The following is a 15,582-nucleotide window of genomic DNA, read 5'->3' as shown; positions in this document are numbered from 1 at the left end:
TCGAGGACGAGCACCCGGCCGGGTACGCAGCCGGCCAGCAGGTTCACCGAGTGGGCACGGGGGTGCCCACTCGGCCGACGTACCTGACGCCTCGGCCGACGCGGGTGACGCCTCGGCGCTGGCTAGGCTTCGCTGAATGAAGCTCCGTGTCCATCAGCAGCGTGCGCTCTCCGCACTGAGCGCGGCCTGGGGTGCGGGGCGTTCGCGGGCGTGGGTGGTGCTGCCGCCCGGCGCCGGGAAGACGCTGGTCGGGCTGGAGACGGCACGCGAGGCGATCGCGGACGGGGCGAAGGTCGTCGTGCTCAGCCCCAACACGGCCATCCAGGGGCAGTGGCTGCGCCAGGCGGCCGCGCTGGGTCTCTCGGCGTCCTCGTCGCGGGATCTGGACGCGCCGCTGACCTCGCTGACCTACCAGTCGGTCGCGGTCTTCGGCGATCCCGACGACGAGGCGGAGACCGGGGAGAGCCATCTGGCCAGGCTGCACGACAACGGCCGGGCGCTGGTCTCGGCGTTGCGTACGGCCGGGCCGCTGCTGCTCGTGCTGGACGAGTGCCACCACCTGCTCGAGGTCTGGGGCGAGCTGCTCGGCGAGATCCTCCTGCTGCTGCCGGACGCGCGGGTGCTGGGGCTGACCGCGACCCCACCCGAGGCGCTGACCAAGGAGGAGTCCGCACTGGTCGGGCTGCTGTTCGGCGAGATCGTCTTCTCGACCTCGATCCCGGCCGTGGTGCGCGAGGGCGACCTGGCACCGTTCGCGGACCTGGTCTGGCTGACCGCGCCGACGCCGGGCGAGCGGGAATGGCTGCGGGGGAGCGCGGAGCGGTTCGAGGAGCTGCTCACCGCGCTGACCTCGGCCGATCTGGGCAGCGTGCCGTTCCTGACCTGGCTGGACCGGCGGTTCGTGTCCCGGTCGGCGGGTGCTCCGTCCTGGGCCGAGCTCGCGAAGGCGATGCCCGACGTGGCCACGGCGGCGCTGCGGGCCCACCATCGCGGGCTGCTCGCCCTGCCCGACGGGGCGAACCTGACCGAGGCGCACCGTCGCGATCCCTCGGCCGAGGACTGGGTGGCGCTGATCGGTGACTGGGTACGCGGACATCTGGCCGCCTCCGAGGCGGCGGCCGACCAGGAGGCGCTGGCCGCGATCAAGCAGGCGCTGCCGGCGGTCGGCTACTCGCTGACCCGGCGTGGCATCCGGGCCGGGCGCTCGCCCGTCGACCGGGTGCTGGCGCGCTCGGAGGCGAAGACGACGGCGACCGCGGCCATCGTGGACCACGAGCGTCTCGCCCACGGCGACTCGCTGCGGCTGCTGGTCGTCACCGACCACGAGCGGGCCTCGGCCACGCTGCCGATCGACCTGCGCGGCGTGATCGCCGAGCAGTCCGGCTCCGCGCGGGCGGTGCTCGCGACGCTGTGCGGGTCCCACGACGACGTCCTGCTGGTCACCGGAGCCACCGTCGCCGGGCCCGCGGCGACCCTCGCCGCGCTGGTCGAGCACATCGCCGAGACGGACCCCGCGCTGGCCGAGGCTCTGCAGGTCGAGCCGGGGGAGGCGTACGCCACGCTCGTGGGACGCTGGGGGAGCCGGCAGTGGGTCGGGCACGTGACCCGGTTCTTCGAGGCCGGTGGCTGTCGGGTGCTGGTCGGCACGCGCGGCCTGCTCGGGGAGGGCTGGGACGCCCGGTCGGTCACCGGGATCGTCGACCTCACCGCGGCCACGACCACGACCGCGGTCGTGCAGCTGCGCGGCCGGTCGCTGCGTACGGATCCGGGGCGGCCCGACAAGGTCGCGGTCAACTGGACGGTCGTCTGCGTCGAGGAGGAGCACCCGCGCGGCGACAACGACTGGAAGCGCCTGGTCCGCAAGCACACCGGCTTCTTCGGCGCCGACGAGGACGGCTCGGTCGTCGACGGGGTCGGCCACATCGACGAGACGTTCTCCCCGTACGCCGCCCCGCCGGAGTCCGACTTCGACACCGTCAACGCCCGCATGGTCGCCCGCTCGGAGGACCGCACGGCGATCCGGGAGCGGTGGCGGATCGGGGAGCCGTACGCCGACGTCGCCGGCCGCACCGTCAGGATCCGGCTCCGCCGGGCGGGGGCGCTGCGAGCGCCGTCGGGGGTCGTGCTCACGCCACGGCCACCGGGGTTTCGGCTGCTGGAGGGCCGGGTGCCGGAATGGCGGTTGCCGGCGCCGGTCGTCCTCGCCTCCGCGGTTTTGCTGAGCTTCGGGCTGGTCCTCGCGCTCGCCTTCGGTGTCGCAGGCGGGGCCGCAGCGGCCGTCGGCGGCGCGGTCGGTGGGCTCTGGGCGCTGTGGGTCATGAACGTCTATCGGGACGGCACCCGGATCGCCTCCCAGCTGCGCCGGCGCCCGAGCGTCGGTGCGGTCGGGGCGGCGGTCGCCGACGCGCTGAAGACGACCGGACAGACCTCGGCCGGCGCCGACAGCCTCGAGATCGCCGTGGACAGCGACGGCAGCTATCGCCTCCATCTCGCCGGGGTGCCCGAGGAGGAGTCGGCACTCTTCGCCACCTCGCTCGAGGAGGCGCTGGCACCCATCGCCGCGCCCCGCTACCTGGTCTCGCGCCCGATCACCGGCGACCTGAATGCCCTCGAGAGGCTGCGGCTGGGCGTCTCGGGCAGGCACGCCGCGAACGCCGAGGCCTGGCACGCGGTCCCCACCGCCCTCGGCCGTCGAGCCGCCGACGCGAAGTCGTTCCTCGGCGCCTGGGAGCACTGGGTCGGCGGCTCCGGCCTCCTCTACACCGGCTCACCCGAAGGCGCCGGCGTCCTCGCCGCCCAACGCGGCGCCGACCCCTTCGACGTCACCGCCGTCATCCGCCGCCACTGGTCCTGACCCGAGACGTCACCTACGTCGGCCGAGACGGCGCTCGCGTCGGCCGAGACGTCACTTATGGCAATCGAGTTGTCAGTTGTGGCGACGTACCGGAGTGTTGCCTGCGTGGACTCGGACCTTCGGCACCGGCACGCCGCATCCTTCGGCGCGGCAGCGAGCGCGTACGCCGCCCATCGTCCCGACTACGCGCACGAAGCGATCCGGTGGGCGCTCGAGCCGGCGCCGGGGCCACGGGTGCTCGACCTCGGCGCCGGCACCGGGAAGCTGACCGCGACTCTGGCGGCGACGGGTACGGACGTCACGGCCGTCGAACCCGACCAGGCGATGCTGGCGGAGCTGCGAAGGAGCCTGCCCGAGGTCGCGGCGCTGTCGGGCAGCGCCGAGTCGATCCCGCTCCCGGACGCCTCCGTCGACGCGGTCCTCGCCGGCAACGCGATGCACTGGTTCGACATGGCCGTCGCCGGCCCCGAGATCGCCAGAGTGCTCGCGCCGGGCGGGGTGCTCGCCGGTCTGTGGAACACCGTCGACGACAGCGTCGACTGGGGTCGCCGGGCTGGCGAGGGTCAGCGGCCCTGCGGCGATCGGACCACGCGACACACCGGCGAGCTGGCGTACGGAGACAGCGACCCTGCACCTGCCGACGACGGATGCGCCGGTCCGCTTCGGCTCCCCGGAACAGGCCGGTTTCCAGCACGGGCAGCGCCGCACCGCCGACTCGCTGGTCGCGACCCTCGGCACCCGGGCCGGGATGCTGGTCATGCACGACGAGGAACTGGAGGCCACCCTCGCCCGGATCCGGCGCTACCTCGCCACCAGGCCGGAGACCTCGGCCGGCGAGTTCGCCCTGCCGATGGTCACCTGCGCGCTCCGCGTACGAAGACTCTGACCACTCAGCCCCAGCGAGGCGTCGCTCCCGTCGGCCGAAGCGTCACTCGCGCTGGCCGAGTTGGCACATCATGCCCACTCGGCCGACGTACGTGACGCCTCGAGCGACCGACGTGACGCCTCGACCGACCTACCTGACGCTTCGACCGACGTACCTGACGCCTCGGCTCAGTTGGCGATCGGCGTCCAGGTGGGGAACTTGGCGGTGCGGCCGTCGCCGGAGGAGCGGCCGGTGAGGCGGCGGTGGATCCAGGGGCCGACGAACTCGCGGTAGTAGGCCAGGCCCTTCTTGCCCGCAGCGCCCTCGAAGTCGAGGTCCCACCAGCCCTCGGGGACGTCGACGCCGAGCGAGTCGAGGACGCGGGCGGCGACGCGGTGGTGGCCGCGGGCGTTCATGTGGAGGCGGTCCTCGGACCAGAAGCGGCCGTCGGTGAGGGTGGTGTCGGGCCAGTTGTAGGCCCGTACGACGTCGTCACGATGGGCGATCCGCTGCTCGACCAGGCCGACGAGCTCGTCGCCGCGACGCTGGAAGACCTTGCCGAGCGGGAGCCGGGCCGAGGGGTTGGCGCCGGAGAGCAGGATCAGCTTGATCCCGTGGGCGTCACAGGCCTCGAGCACGGGATGGAGGAAGTCGGCGATCGCGTTCGCGTCGGCCTTCGGGCGGAGCATGTCGTTCCCGCCGCCGTTGAAGGAGAGGTGGGTCGGCTTGAGCGCGAGCGCGGCGGGGAGCTGCTCCTCGACGATCGGGCGGATCAGGCGCCCGCGGATCGCGAGGTTGGCGTATTCCACCCCCACGCCCGAAGCGGCCCAGCCCTGGGCGACCAGATCGGCCCAGCCGCGTACGTGACCATCAGGAGTCTCGTCGCCGACTCCCTCCGTGAACGAGTCACCGATCGCGACGTAGCGCACTGCCTCCACGAGCCCTCCCAAGCACCATCAAGCGGCGACCAAACCATTTACTTGGCCATCGCCAGCCTCTGGATTCTAGTCCGCCCCGGGTCTGAGGAGCACATCCGTCCCCGGGCTGACGTCGAGGCCGCCTCGGCTCCTCTACGGTGGGTGCGTGGAGGAGTTGGTACGGCCCTGGCGGCTCGGCCCGCGTGGGCGATGGTGGTTCGACGTACTGCTCGCGGGGACCCTGTTCCTGATCATCCCGTTCTACGCGATCCAGGCGCTGCTCAGCGGCGGCGCGGCCCAGGACGTGTCCAGCGTCAACCACGTCGCCGACCTGGTGCTCGTGGTGATCCAGCTGGTGCCGTTGCTGTGGCGCCGCCGGCACCCGGTGATCGTCTACGCCATCGTCGCTGGAGCCTGCGGGCTGCAGGTGCTCCTGCTCGACTATCCGCTCGTCTCCCAGGTCTCCTTCCCGATCGCGGTCTACTCGGTGGCGCGCTACGCCCGGCCGCGCTGGGGCCTGGCCGCGCTCGCGGTGGGCCTGTTCGGGTCCGTCCTCGGCGCCTACGACTGGCTGGGCGCCGTCGATGCCGCCTCCAACGGCCCGGCCCAGGACGAGATCAACTGGAGCACGTACGTCCCGGTCGTGCTCTCGCTCGCCACCTTCCCCGTGGCCGCCTGGGCACTGGGAGCGCTGGCGCGCACAAGAACGGCGTACGTCGACTCGCTGATCCAGCGCAACGAGCAGCTGCGCCGCGAGGCCGAGCAGCGTGCCGAGCTCGGAGCGACCCAGGAGCGGGCGCGGATCGCGCGCGAGATGCACGACGTGGTCGCCCACGGGCTGAGCGTGATCGTGGTCCAGGCCGACGGCGCGCGCTATGCCGCCGAGCAGGACCCGGCCCTCGCCCCGAAGGCCCTGGAGACCGTCGCGCAGACCGCCCGCGAGGCGCTGACCGAGATGCGGCAGCTGCTCGGTCTGCTGCGCGACGGGGACACGCTGACCCGTCCGCAGCCACGGCTGGGCGACATCGCGACCCTCGTCGAGGAGACCCGCGCCGGTGGCATGGAGCTCGCCGCGAACCTTCCCGAGCCCGGTCTCGCCGTGCCCGAGGGTGTCGCGCTGACCGCCTACCGAGTCGTGCAGGAGTCGCTCAGCAACGTACGCAAGCACGCCGGTCCGGGCGCCGCGGCGAGAGTCACCGTGACCGCGGACGACGGCGGTCTCGCGATCGAGGTGACCGACAACGGCCGAGGTGCAGCCGCGGACGCCACCGCGCAGCCGGGCGGCCTCGGCCTCGTCGGGATGCGCGAGCGCATCTCCGCCCACGACGGGACACTCGAGACCGGCCCCGCATCCGGCGGTGGCTTCCGGGTCTACGCAAGACTCCCGCTATGACGATCCGTGTCTTTCTCGTGGACGACCAGGAGCTCGTCCGTGCCGGCTTCCGGATGCTCATCGACTCCCAGCCCGACCTGAGCGTCGTCGGCGAGGCGGGCGACGGCCAGGAGGCCGTCGCCGCGCTGGGCCGGATCGAGGCCGACGTGGTCCTGATGGACGTACGCATGCCCCGCATGGACGGCGTCGAGGCGACCGGTCTGGTCGCCGGCCGCCAGGGTGCACCGCGGGTGATCGTGCTGACCACCTTCGACCTCGACGAGTACGCCTTCGCCGCCATCCGGGCGGGCGCCGCTGCCTTCCTGCTCAAGGACGCCCGCCCCGAGGACCTGCTGACCGCGATCCGCACCGTGCACGCCGGCGACTCGGTCGTCGCGCCGAGCACCACTCGGCGCCTGCTGGAGCACTTCGCCGCCTCCGCACCCGCGACCGCCGGGCCGGCGATCGAGGGGCGGCTGGAGGCGCTGACCGAGCGTGAGCGCGAGGTGCTCACGCTGGTCGGCCGCGGCCTGTCCAACACCGAGATCGCCGAGACCTTCGTGGTCGCCGAGGCCACCGTGAAGACCCACGTCGGCCGGCTGCTGGCCAAGACCGGCTCTCGTGACCGCGTCCAGCTCGTGGTGCTGGCCTACGAGACCGGTCTGGTCGGCCGCTGACTCCGGAGAGTCCCTAGGCGAGGTGATGCACCGGCGCCAGGTTGTAGACCGGCGTCTCGATCCCCTCGAACCGGGCCTTGAGCTGCAGCGCGAGATAGAGCGAGTAGTGGCGCGACTGGTGCAGGTTGCCGCCGTGGAACCACAGCGCCTCCTGCTGGGTCGGCTTCCACATGTTGCGCTGCTCGCCCTCCCACGGCCCGGGGTCCTTGGTGGTGTCGGAGCCGAGACCCCAGCACTTGCCGACGCGGTCGGCGACCTCCTGGCTGATCAGGTCGGCGGCCCAGCCGTTCATGGAGCCGTAGCCGGTGGCGTACACGACCAGATCGGCAGGCAGCGACGTCCCGTCCTCGAGCACGACAGCCGACGAGGTCAGATGGGAGACCTGGCCGTGAGCGAGCTTGACCGACCCGTCGGCGACCAGTTCGGCCGAGCCCACGTCGATGTAGTAGCCCGAGCCGCGGCGCAGGTACTTCATGAACAGCCCGGAGCCGTCGTCGCCCCAGTCGTGCCGGAACCCTGCCTTCTCCAGACGCTGATAGAAGTCGGCGTCGCGCTCAGCCATCTGCTCATACAGAGGGATCTGGAACTCGTGCATGATCCGGTACGGGAGCGAGGCGAAGACCAGGTCGGCCTTCTCCGTGGTCATCCCGGAGGCGACCGCACGCTCGGAGTAGAGGTCGCCGAGGCCGATGTCCATCAGCGTGTCGCTCTTCACGATGTGGGTCGAGGACCGCTGCACCATGGTCACGTCGGCACCGTGCTCGAACAGAGCCCCGCAGATGTCGAAGGCGGAGTTGTTCGACCCGATCACCACACACCGCTTGCCCTCGTACGCATCCGGCCCCGGGTGCTGGGAGGAGTGGTGCTGCTCGCCCTCGAAGATGTCTATGCCCGGCAGGTCGGGGATGTTCGGCTTGCCGGACATCCCGGTGGCCAGGATGAGCTGCTTCGGGTGCAGCGTGATCTCCTCCCCGCCGCGCGAGACGGTGACCGTCCACTCGCCGTCCTCCTCCGAGTAGGAGGCGCTGGTGGCCGTGGTCGAGGACCAGTAGGGCACCTCCATCACCTTGACGTAGGACTCCAGCCAGTCGCCGATCTTGTCCTTGGGTGCGAAGACGGGCCAGTTGTCGGGGAACTTCAGGTAGGGCAGGTGGTCGTACCAGACCGGGTCGTGCAGGCACAGCGACTTGTAGCGGCCGCGCCACTGGTCACCGGGCCGCTCGTAGCGGTCGATGACGAGGGAGGGCACCCCGAGCTGTCGCAGCCGCGCGCCGAGCGCGATGCCGCCCTGCCCGCCACCGATGACCACCGCGTACGGCTGCTCGGTCAGGCCCAGCGTCTCCGCCTCGGCCTGCCGCTTCTCCGCCCAGGTCACCCGGTCACGGTTGACGCCGTGCTCGGCACCCCTCGGGCGACGTACGCCGCGGGGTTCCTCGTGTCCCTTGAGCTCGTAGAGCGTGGTCAGGAACGTCCACGCCTTCGCACGGTCGTCCTCGACCTTGAGGCGCAGCAGCCCGCGGCCGCGACCGATCGCGGTCTCGAACGTGAACCACGCGGTGGTCACCCCGTCCGCGGTCGCCTCCGGCTCCTCGAGCGCGAAGCCGGAGGGGTCGACGCGCTCCAGCGTGGCCGAGAGCAGGTCGGCGACCCCGGTCGGGTCCTCGACGGTGGTGATGTTCCAGGAGAACGCGACCAGGTCGCGCCAGAAGCTCTTCGTGGCGAAGAGACCGGCGGCCCGGGGGATGTCGCGCTCCTTCAGGGCCGCCTCGAAGTCGGCGAGCCAGGTCTGCGCCGGGCCGCTCTGGACGGCCGCGGGAGTGGGTTCGAGTGTCTGGGTCATGCCCCCAGCACACAGTCGCGCGGGCGGAGGAGAAAGGGTTGCAGCCGATTGCATGTGGCGCCGGTCACAGCGAGCACCTACCCTCGGAGGCGGAGGTGGACGCCAGATGACAGTGACCGGAGCAGTCCCGGCGGGAGCAGACCTGCCGCGCCTCGCCCGTGATCTCGTACGCGTCCACGACGCCGTCCTGTCCGGCACCCGCCCGCCGAGCACACCCCGGATCCTGGTCGAGCGCTCCTGGCGCCGCGTGATGAGCATGGGCCTGGAGCCCGGCAGCAGCAACGGCAGGCGTACGCCGTCGGCAGCCGAGTGCGCGGCCAGGAGAGCGCGCTCGCCGCTGGCGATGGTGATCGACGACCTGAAGGCGGTCCTGACCTCGGCCGCGGATGCGGCGACGTACCTGATGGTGGTCACCGACGCCGAGGGTGTGGTGCTGTGGCGGGCAGGCTCGGCCCGGGTCCTCAAGATCGCCGACCAGCTCGGTTTCGTCGAGGGCGCGCTGTGGACCGAGCGCGCGGTCGGCACCAACGCCATCGGCACCGCGCTGGCCGAGGCGGCACCGGTCGAGCTCTTCTCCGCGGAGCACTTCGAGCAGGCCCAGCATCCCTGGTACTGCACGGCGGCCCCGATCCACGATCCCCGCACCGGAGCCCTGCTCGGCGTCGTCGACGTCAGCGGCCCGGCCCTGACCCTGCATCCGGCGATCGGCGCGCTGGTCGAGAGCGCGGTGCGGCTGGCCGAGATGAGCCTGTGGCGCCGCCACCAGGAGTGGCTCGAAAGGCTGCGCCGCGAGACCGACCACGTCGTCTCCGGCGTCGAGGGTCCGCTGCTGGTCGTCGACGACGACGGCTGGGTCGCCCACCATGCCGGGATGGCCGCTCGCGACCGGATCGCGGCGCCACGGCAGGACAAGATGCTGACCGTCCCGGGACTGGGGCTGTGCCTGCCCGAGCGGGTCGGCGAGCGCGGCTGGCTGGTCCGGCCGACCTCCTCCGGCTCCTCAGGCACCCTGACCGCCCGGCTCGACCCCGACGGCACCCTCGAGGTCGTCTCGGAGTCAGGCCGGTGGCGCACCACCCTGACCCGGCGCCATGTCGAGATCCTCACCCTCGTCGACCGGGCCGGCCCCACCGGACTCACCGCCCGCGGGCTCAGCGAGGCCGTCTTCGGCGACGCCGAGCACATCGTCACCGTGCGCGCCGAGGTCTCCCGGCTGCGCCGCTCGATCGGTGCCCTGGTCGCGACCAACCCCTACCGGCTGGCCGACGGAGTGACGCTCACCCGGGGATGACCCTGAGCCGACCCTTGCCGATCCACCCCCGGTCGTACGCCGGGATCAGCCTCCAGCCCGATGCGGGCTGACGCGTCGCGACGAGAGGCTCTGTGGCATGACACAGACCTCTGTTCCCACGATGACGGCCGCCGCCCGAGCGGTGGGCCTGACCAAGACCTACGGCAAGGGTGCGACCGAGGTGCACGCCCTGCGCGGGGTCGACCTGGAGATCCGCAGCGGCGCCTTCACCGCGATCATGGGCCCGAGCGGCTCGGGCAAGTCGACGCTGATGCACTGCCTGGCCGGCCTCGACCGTCCCACCGGCGGTGAGGTGACGGTCGCGGGCCAGCCCCTGCAGAACCTCAACGACGACCAGCTGACCATCTTCCGGCGGGAGAACATCGGCTTCGTCTTCCAGGCGTTCAACCTGCTGCCGATGCTCACCGCCGGGCAGAACATCCAGCTGCCGCTGGAGCTGGCCGGCAAGCGGGTGACCGACGAGACCCGCGCCCGGGCGCAGATGATCGCCGACACCCTCGGCATCGGGCAGCGCCTGGGCCACAAGCCCTCCGAGCTCTCCGGTGGCCAGCAGCAGCGCGTGGCCATCGCCCGTGCGCTGGTCACCCAGCCCGCGATCCTCTTCGCCGACGAGCCCACCGGAAACCTCGACTCGGAGACCTCGGCCGAGGTGCTCGACCACCTGCGCCGCAGCGTGCGCGAGCTCGGCCAGACCGTGGTCATGGTGACCCACGAGGCCTCCGCCGCGGCGTACGCCGACGAGATCGTCACCGTGAAGGACGGCCACATCGAAGGGGTGACGCGCTGATGCGGACGGTGCTGTTCGCATCCCTGCGGACATACGCACGCCGGTACGCCGCGGCAGTGGTGGCGGTCGTCGCCGCGGTCGCGCTGATCGTGGTGACCAACGCCCTCACCTCGGCGACGAAGTCGGGCCTGTTCGCGGGCATCGACGCGCCGTTCCGAAACGCGGTCGGAGCGGTCGACCTCCCGTCCGAGGAGATCACCCAGAAGTACGTCGAGAAGGGCGGCTGGGCGCTGGCCGCCTCCACGCAGCCGGTCCGTACCGACGAGACCATGCTCGGTCAGGACATCATGGTCGGCGCGGTCTCGACCGAGAAGCGCTGGCAGTGGCAGGACCTCGAGGAGGGCCGGTTCCCGACCCGCGCCGGCGAGGCCGTGGTCGACGCCAACGCCGCCAAGACCAACAAGGTCGCCATCGGCGACACGCTGAAGGTCGGCAGCGGGAAGACCGCGATCGAGACGACCGTCGTCGGTCTGGTCGATGCCCCGTCGATGTGGTCATCGCCGATCTACGTCACCTGGCCCGAGATGGAGGGCTGGGAGAACCAGTACGTCCAGGCCGTCATGACCGCGGGGACCGGTGCCGAGGCCGACAAGTGGCTGAACACCGACGACTACCTCGTCGAGCTGCAGACCCAGCTCAACAAGGAGGTCAACATCGTGGCGTACATGATCCTGATCTTCGCCTTCATCGCGCTGTTCGTCTCCGTGCTGGTCATCACCAACACCTTCTCGATCCTGTTCGCCCAGCGGATGCGCGACTTCGCCCTGCTGCGCGCGATGGGCGCGACGAAGCGTCAGGTCCTGCGATCGGTACGCCGCGAGGCGCTCGCCCTCGGGCTCCTCGCCTCGTTGCTCGGCCTGGTGGTCGGCGTCCTGCTCGGCTGGGGGATCGTCGCGCTGGTACGCCAGCTCGCCGAGACCGCCCCGCTGGGTGACGTCTCCTTCGAATGGCCGTGGCTCGTGGGCGCCTTCGTCCTCGGCGTGCTCACCACGCTGGTCGCCTCGTGGCTGCCGACGCGCCGGCTGATGCGGCTGAGCCCGCTGGCCGCGCTGCGGCCGCAGGAGGGCTTCGACGTACGCGGCGCCGGGTTGTTCCGGCTCGGCCTCGGTCTGGTCGTGGCGCTCGCGGGCATCGTGACGATCTTCGTGGCGGTGGGCTGGGACGACTCGCAGACCGGGATGCTGATCGTGCTGTTCGGCTGTGGGGTCACCTTCATCGGCGTGATGCTCCTCGGCCCCGCGCTCGTGCCGGGCCTGGTGAGGCTGGCCGGGTCGGCGCTGGCGCTGGTCGCCGGCTCTCCGGCGAAGCTCGCCGCGGCCAATGCCGGACGCAACCCGAAGCGCACCGCCGCCACCGCGGCGTCGCTGCTCGTCGGCGTCACCCTCACCACCGGCGTGCTGACCGGGATGGCGACCATCCGCGGAGCCACCCTGGACGAGATGGCGAAGCAGCACCCGATCGACATCGCGCTCCAGTCCGAGTCGAAGCCTCTGGAGGAATCGGTCCTCGGCGATGCGAAGTCGGTCCCGGGGGTCGCGGACGCGGTCGCCGTACCGGGAGCCATGGCGTCGGTGAAGGCTGACGGCAAGCCGGTGTCGCTGCCGGTCGTGGCGCCCCCGGCGGGTGACGTCCCGCTCAGGGACCTCACCGTGAAGCCCGGCACCATGGTGCTCTCCCCGGTGGCCGCCTCGGCCTTCGTGAAGGACGAGTTCGAGGCCTCGGGGGAGAAGGTCACGCTGGCCGTCGGCGACCGGACCGCGACGGTGACCCTGGACGTACGCGAGATCGACGGCGCCCCGCAGATCTCCGCGGCCACGCTGCGAACACTGGTCGATGACCCGCAGACGTACGCCGTCTGGGTCCGCGCCGACGCCGGTGCCGACCCGGAGGACCTGGCCGGTGCGCTGGGGGCGATCGCTCCGGACGCCGAGCTCACCAACGGCAAGAGCCAGCGCGCCTGGGTCGAGCTTCAGCTGGACGTGTTCACCTGGGCGGTGATCGGGTTGCTGGCGGTCTCGGTGCTGATCGCGCTGGCCGGTATCGCCAACACCCTGGGCCTCTCGGTGCTCGAGCGCGGACGTGAGCACGCGCTGCTGCGGGCGCTGGGCCTGACCCGGCGTCAGCTGCGGCGGACGCTGGCCGCCGAGGCGGTGCTGCTCTCGGCCGTGGCGGCTCTCGTCGGCACCGCGCTCGGCGTCTTCTTCGCCTGGGGCGGCAGCGAGATCCTGGTCGGCGACATGCTCCCCGACGCCACCTTCGAGCTGCCGGTGCTGCAGCTGGTGGCGGTCGTCGTGGCCGCCGGCCTGGCCGGCCTGGTCTCCTGCGTGGCGCCGTCCAAGCGGGCCACCAAGGTCAGCCCGGCGGAGGGACTCGCGCTGGACTGACCCTGGTTGGGCCGACTTCGGGCAACGCTCGATCAGACCTCCGCGTGCTCCTTCTTCTCCTCCTCCGGAGCGGTGGAGCGCGCGGAGGCGATCAGGCTGGTGGTGACGGTGACGGCGAGGATGCCGACGATGATCACCAGCGAGAGCCAGGTCGGGACGACCGGGACGCTGTCCCAGATGCCGTGGGCCCAGTGCAGGCCGAGCTTGACGCCGATGAAGGCGAGGATCGCGGCCAGACCGTAGGAGAGGTGGACCAGCTTGGACAGGGCACCCTCGAGCACGAAGTAGAGGGCCCGCAGACCGAGCAGGGCGAACGCGTTGGTGGCGAAGACCAGGTAGGGGTCGCCGGTGATGCCGTAGACCGCCGGCACCGAGTCGACCGCGAAGACGATGTCGGTGGCGAAGATGGCGAGCACCACGATGGCCATCGGCTTCAGGCCGATCTTGCGGCCGATGCGTACGGCCAGCATCTCCTCGGGGTCGACCTTCTGGTCGTGGCCACGGAGCGCCTCGGTGAAGATCTTCGCGGCGGTGACCAGCAGGATCACGCCGAAGATCAGGAAGACGATGTCCCACTGGGAGAGCGCGGCGGCGCCCAGCGCGATGAAGATGCCGCGCAGCACGAGCGCCCCGACGATGCCGAAGAGCAGCACCTTCTGCTGCAGGTGCCGTGGCACCGCGAAGGCGGCGAGCAGCAGCATGAACACGAACAGGTTGTCGACGCTGAGCGACTTCTCGACGATGTAGCCGGTGTAGTACTCGAAGCCGGTCTGGCTTCCGTGGGCGTTCCAGACCCAGACGCCGAAGGCGAGCGGGAGCGCGATGTAGAAGGCCGACCAGCCGATGGCCTCCTTCATGGAGACGTCGTGGGGCTTGCGGGTCAGCACGAAGTCGAGGGCGATCAGCACCACGACGGCGGCGATGGTCACGGCCCACAGAGTGGGCGTGGCGATGGTATCGAGCATGCGGGTTCCTCAGGCGTGTCGATGAACGTCTGAGGTCTCCCTCACCCCGAGATCGAGGTGTCATTCCGGGACGGTGTCGGCACCGACGTACTGACCGGAATGAGCTTGGTGAGGTACTCCCCTCGAGGGAAAGCGTATCGGTAACGTTGAAAGGGTTGGCAATCGGCCGCCAGAGGAGTCGGCCAGGCGAGAGGATGTCAGGATGACGACGGAGTCACAGCTTTCCCTGGTCGATGACCTCGCCGCGGGCGTCTCGGAGGTGGTGACCGACGAGATCTCGCTGCTGGCGGCCTCGACCGACCGGTCCGGATCGGTCGCCGCCGGCCTGCCGCTGGCGGTGGTGAGGGCTCACAGCATCGCGGACGTCCAGGCGGCGATGCGGGTCGCCTCGAAGCACCGGGTGCCGGTCGTCCCGCGAGGTGCGGGCACCGGGCTGGCCGGGGGAGCGGTGGCCGGCACCGGCCACCTCGTCGTCGACCTGTCCGCGATGGACCGGATCCTCGAGCTCGACCCGGTCGACGAGATCGCGGTCGTCGAGCCCGGCGTGCTCAACGCGCGGCTGGACGCGGCGGCGGCCGAGGTGGGGCTGAGGTACGCACCCGACCCGGCCTCCGCGGCGATCTGCTCGATCGGCGGCAACGTCGCCACCAACGCCGGTGGGCTGCGGTGCGTGAAGTACGGGGTCACCCGGGAGGCGGTCCTCGGCCTCGACATCGTGCTCGCCGACGGCACCCTGATCCACACCGGCCGCCGCACCATGAAGGGCGTCGCGGGCCTCGACCTCACCGCGCTCTTCGTCGGCTCCGAGGGCACCCTGGGCATCGTGGTCGGCGCGACCCTGCGGCTCAAGCCACGGCCGGTGCTCACGCTGACCGCGTCGGCGGCGTACGCCTCGGTGGCCGCGGCCGCTCGCGCCTGCGCCGAGATCGCCGCCGCCCGGCGGCTGCCGTCGATGCTGGAGTTCCTCGACCGCAGCTGCCTCGAGGCGGTCGACCGGTTCGCCGGGACGTCCTATGCCGAGCGCGGGGACGCCCTGGTGATCGCCCAGGCCGACGGGCCCGCGGCGGCGACGGAGATCGAGGCCATCGCGGCGATCCTCGGCAAGGAGGCGACCTGGATCGAGCAGGGCGTCGACGAGGAGTCCTCCGACCGGCTGGTCGAGACGCGTCGCCAGGTCCTGCCCGCGATCGAGGCGGAGGGGTCCTGGTTCATCGAGGACATCTGCGTGCCCCGGTCCCGGCTCGCCGAGGCGGTCGACCGGATCTCCGAGATCGCCGAGCGGCACGGCGTACGCACCTACACGCTCGCCCACGCCGGCGACGGCAACCTCCACCCGGTCATCGGCTGGGACCCGTCGCCCGACGATGTCCCCGGCGTGATGCCGCCGGCCGAGACCGCCGCGGGCGACGAGATCTTCGCCCTCGCCATCGAGCTCGGGGGCACCACGACCGGCGAGCACGGTGTCGGCCGGCTCAAGCAGAAGTGGCTCGAGCCCGAGATCGGCGCCGACTCCATCGACCTGCAGCACCGGATCAAAGCGGCCCTGGACCCGCTGGGGATTCTCAATCCTGGTGTCGGGTTCTGACCAGCGCCATGGCACCCTTGGCCC

Annotated in this window: 11 protein-coding genes and 1 pseudogene; 9 read left to right on the top strand and 3 right to left on the bottom strand. The window is 71.6% G+C overall.

Annotated features, from left to right (window positions below):
- The first annotated feature begins 136 nt into the window (after positions 1 to 136).
- The 3 genes and pseudogenes from ABTX24_RS21780 to ABTX24_RS21770 all read left to right on the top strand — a co-directional run bounded on the left by ABTX24_RS21780 (position 137) and on the right by ABTX24_RS21770 (position 3,740).
- Positions 137 to 2,854, top strand: coding sequence for a DEAD/DEAH box helicase family protein (locus ABTX24_RS21780; RefSeq protein WP_350842528.1), 2,718 nt, complete (start codon positions 137 to 139; stop codon positions 2,852 to 2,854).
- Positions 2,855 to 2,911: 57 nt separating this feature from the next.
- A pseudogene (locus ABTX24_RS21775) lies at positions 2,912 to 3,301 on the top strand (class I SAM-dependent methyltransferase); the annotation flags it as partial.
- A gap of 310 nt (positions 3,302 to 3,611) precedes the next feature.
- Positions 3,612 to 3,740, top strand: a complete 129-nt coding sequence (locus ABTX24_RS21770) for a hypothetical protein (RefSeq protein ID WP_350842536.1) — start codon at positions 3,612 to 3,614, stop codon at positions 3,738 to 3,740.
- 167 nt (positions 3,741 to 3,907) lie between these two features.
- Here the strand turns inward: ABTX24_RS21770 and ABTX24_RS21765 are convergent, their stop codons facing one another.
- The gene (locus ABTX24_RS21765) at positions 3,908 to 4,657 is read right to left on the bottom strand and encodes an SGNH/GDSL hydrolase family protein (RefSeq protein ID WP_350842526.1); all 750 of its coding nucleotides are present in this window, start codon (positions 4,655 to 4,657) and stop codon (positions 3,908 to 3,910) included.
- A 145-nt stretch (positions 4,658 to 4,802) separates the two neighbouring features.
- Here ABTX24_RS21765 and ABTX24_RS21760 point away from each other — a divergent pair, with 145 nt between their 5' ends.
- Entirely contained in the window at positions 4,803 to 6,029 is a 1,227-nt protein-coding gene (locus tag ABTX24_RS21760; RefSeq protein WP_350842524.1) for a sensor histidine kinase, read from the top strand.
- On the top strand, positions 6,026 to 6,685 hold the full coding sequence (locus ABTX24_RS21755) for a response regulator (protein WP_160021972.1): 660 nt from the start codon (positions 6,026 to 6,028) through the stop codon (positions 6,683 to 6,685). Before ABTX24_RS21760 ends, ABTX24_RS21755 begins: the two co-directional genes overlap by 4 nt.
- A gap of 13 nt (positions 6,686 to 6,698) precedes the next feature.
- Here the strand turns inward: ABTX24_RS21755 and ABTX24_RS21750 are convergent, their stop codons facing one another.
- On the bottom strand, positions 6,699 to 8,525 hold the full coding sequence (locus ABTX24_RS21750; protein WP_350842522.1) for a flavin-containing monooxygenase: 1,827 nt from the start codon (positions 8,523 to 8,525) through the stop codon (positions 6,699 to 6,701).
- Positions 8,526 to 8,631: 106 nt separating this feature from the next.
- On the opposite strand from ABTX24_RS21750, the gene ABTX24_RS21745 reads away from it, so the two are divergent.
- The 3 genes from ABTX24_RS21745 to ABTX24_RS21735 all read left to right on the top strand — a co-directional run bounded on the left by ABTX24_RS21745 (position 8,632) and on the right by ABTX24_RS21735 (position 13,008).
- Positions 8,632 to 9,816 (top strand): GAF domain-containing protein, encoded by a 1,185-nt coding sequence (locus ABTX24_RS21745; RefSeq protein WP_160021976.1) that lies wholly within the window; start codon positions 8,632 to 8,634, stop codon positions 9,814 to 9,816.
- Positions 9,817 to 9,913: 97 nt separating this feature from the next.
- Complete coding sequence (locus tag ABTX24_RS21740; protein WP_160021978.1) at positions 9,914 to 10,624, top strand: ABC transporter ATP-binding protein; 711 nt, start codon at positions 9,914 to 9,916, stop codon at positions 10,622 to 10,624.
- Positions 10,624 to 13,008: an FtsX-like permease family protein gene (locus tag ABTX24_RS21735; protein ID WP_350842520.1), complete on the top strand. Its 2,385-nt coding sequence runs from the start codon at positions 10,624 to 10,626 to the stop codon at positions 13,006 to 13,008. The genes ABTX24_RS21740 and ABTX24_RS21735 overlap by 1 nt, the downstream gene beginning before the upstream one ends.
- A gap of 32 nt (positions 13,009 to 13,040) precedes the next feature.
- Here the strand turns inward: ABTX24_RS21735 and ABTX24_RS21730 are convergent, their stop codons facing one another.
- Positions 13,041 to 13,973: a TerC family protein gene (locus ABTX24_RS21730; protein WP_350842519.1), complete on the bottom strand. Its 933-nt coding sequence runs from the start codon at positions 13,971 to 13,973 to the stop codon at positions 13,041 to 13,043.
- A 202-nt stretch (positions 13,974 to 14,175) separates the two neighbouring features.
- Here ABTX24_RS21730 and ABTX24_RS21725 point away from each other — a divergent pair, with 202 nt between their 5' ends.
- Positions 14,176 to 15,558 (top strand): FAD-binding oxidoreductase, encoded by a 1,383-nt coding sequence (locus tag ABTX24_RS21725; RefSeq protein WP_350842517.1) that lies wholly within the window; start codon positions 14,176 to 14,178, stop codon positions 15,556 to 15,558.
- Positions 15,559 to 15,582 lie beyond the last annotated feature (24 nt).

Origin of the sequence: Nocardioides sp. NPDC127514, assembly GCF_040302125.1 — a bacterium.
GTDB lineage: Bacteria > Actinomycetota > Actinomycetes > Propionibacteriales > Nocardioidaceae > Nocardioides.
The sequence above is the reverse complement of the archived record's forward strand: the minus strand, read 5'-3'. Positions and strand labels throughout refer to the sequence as shown.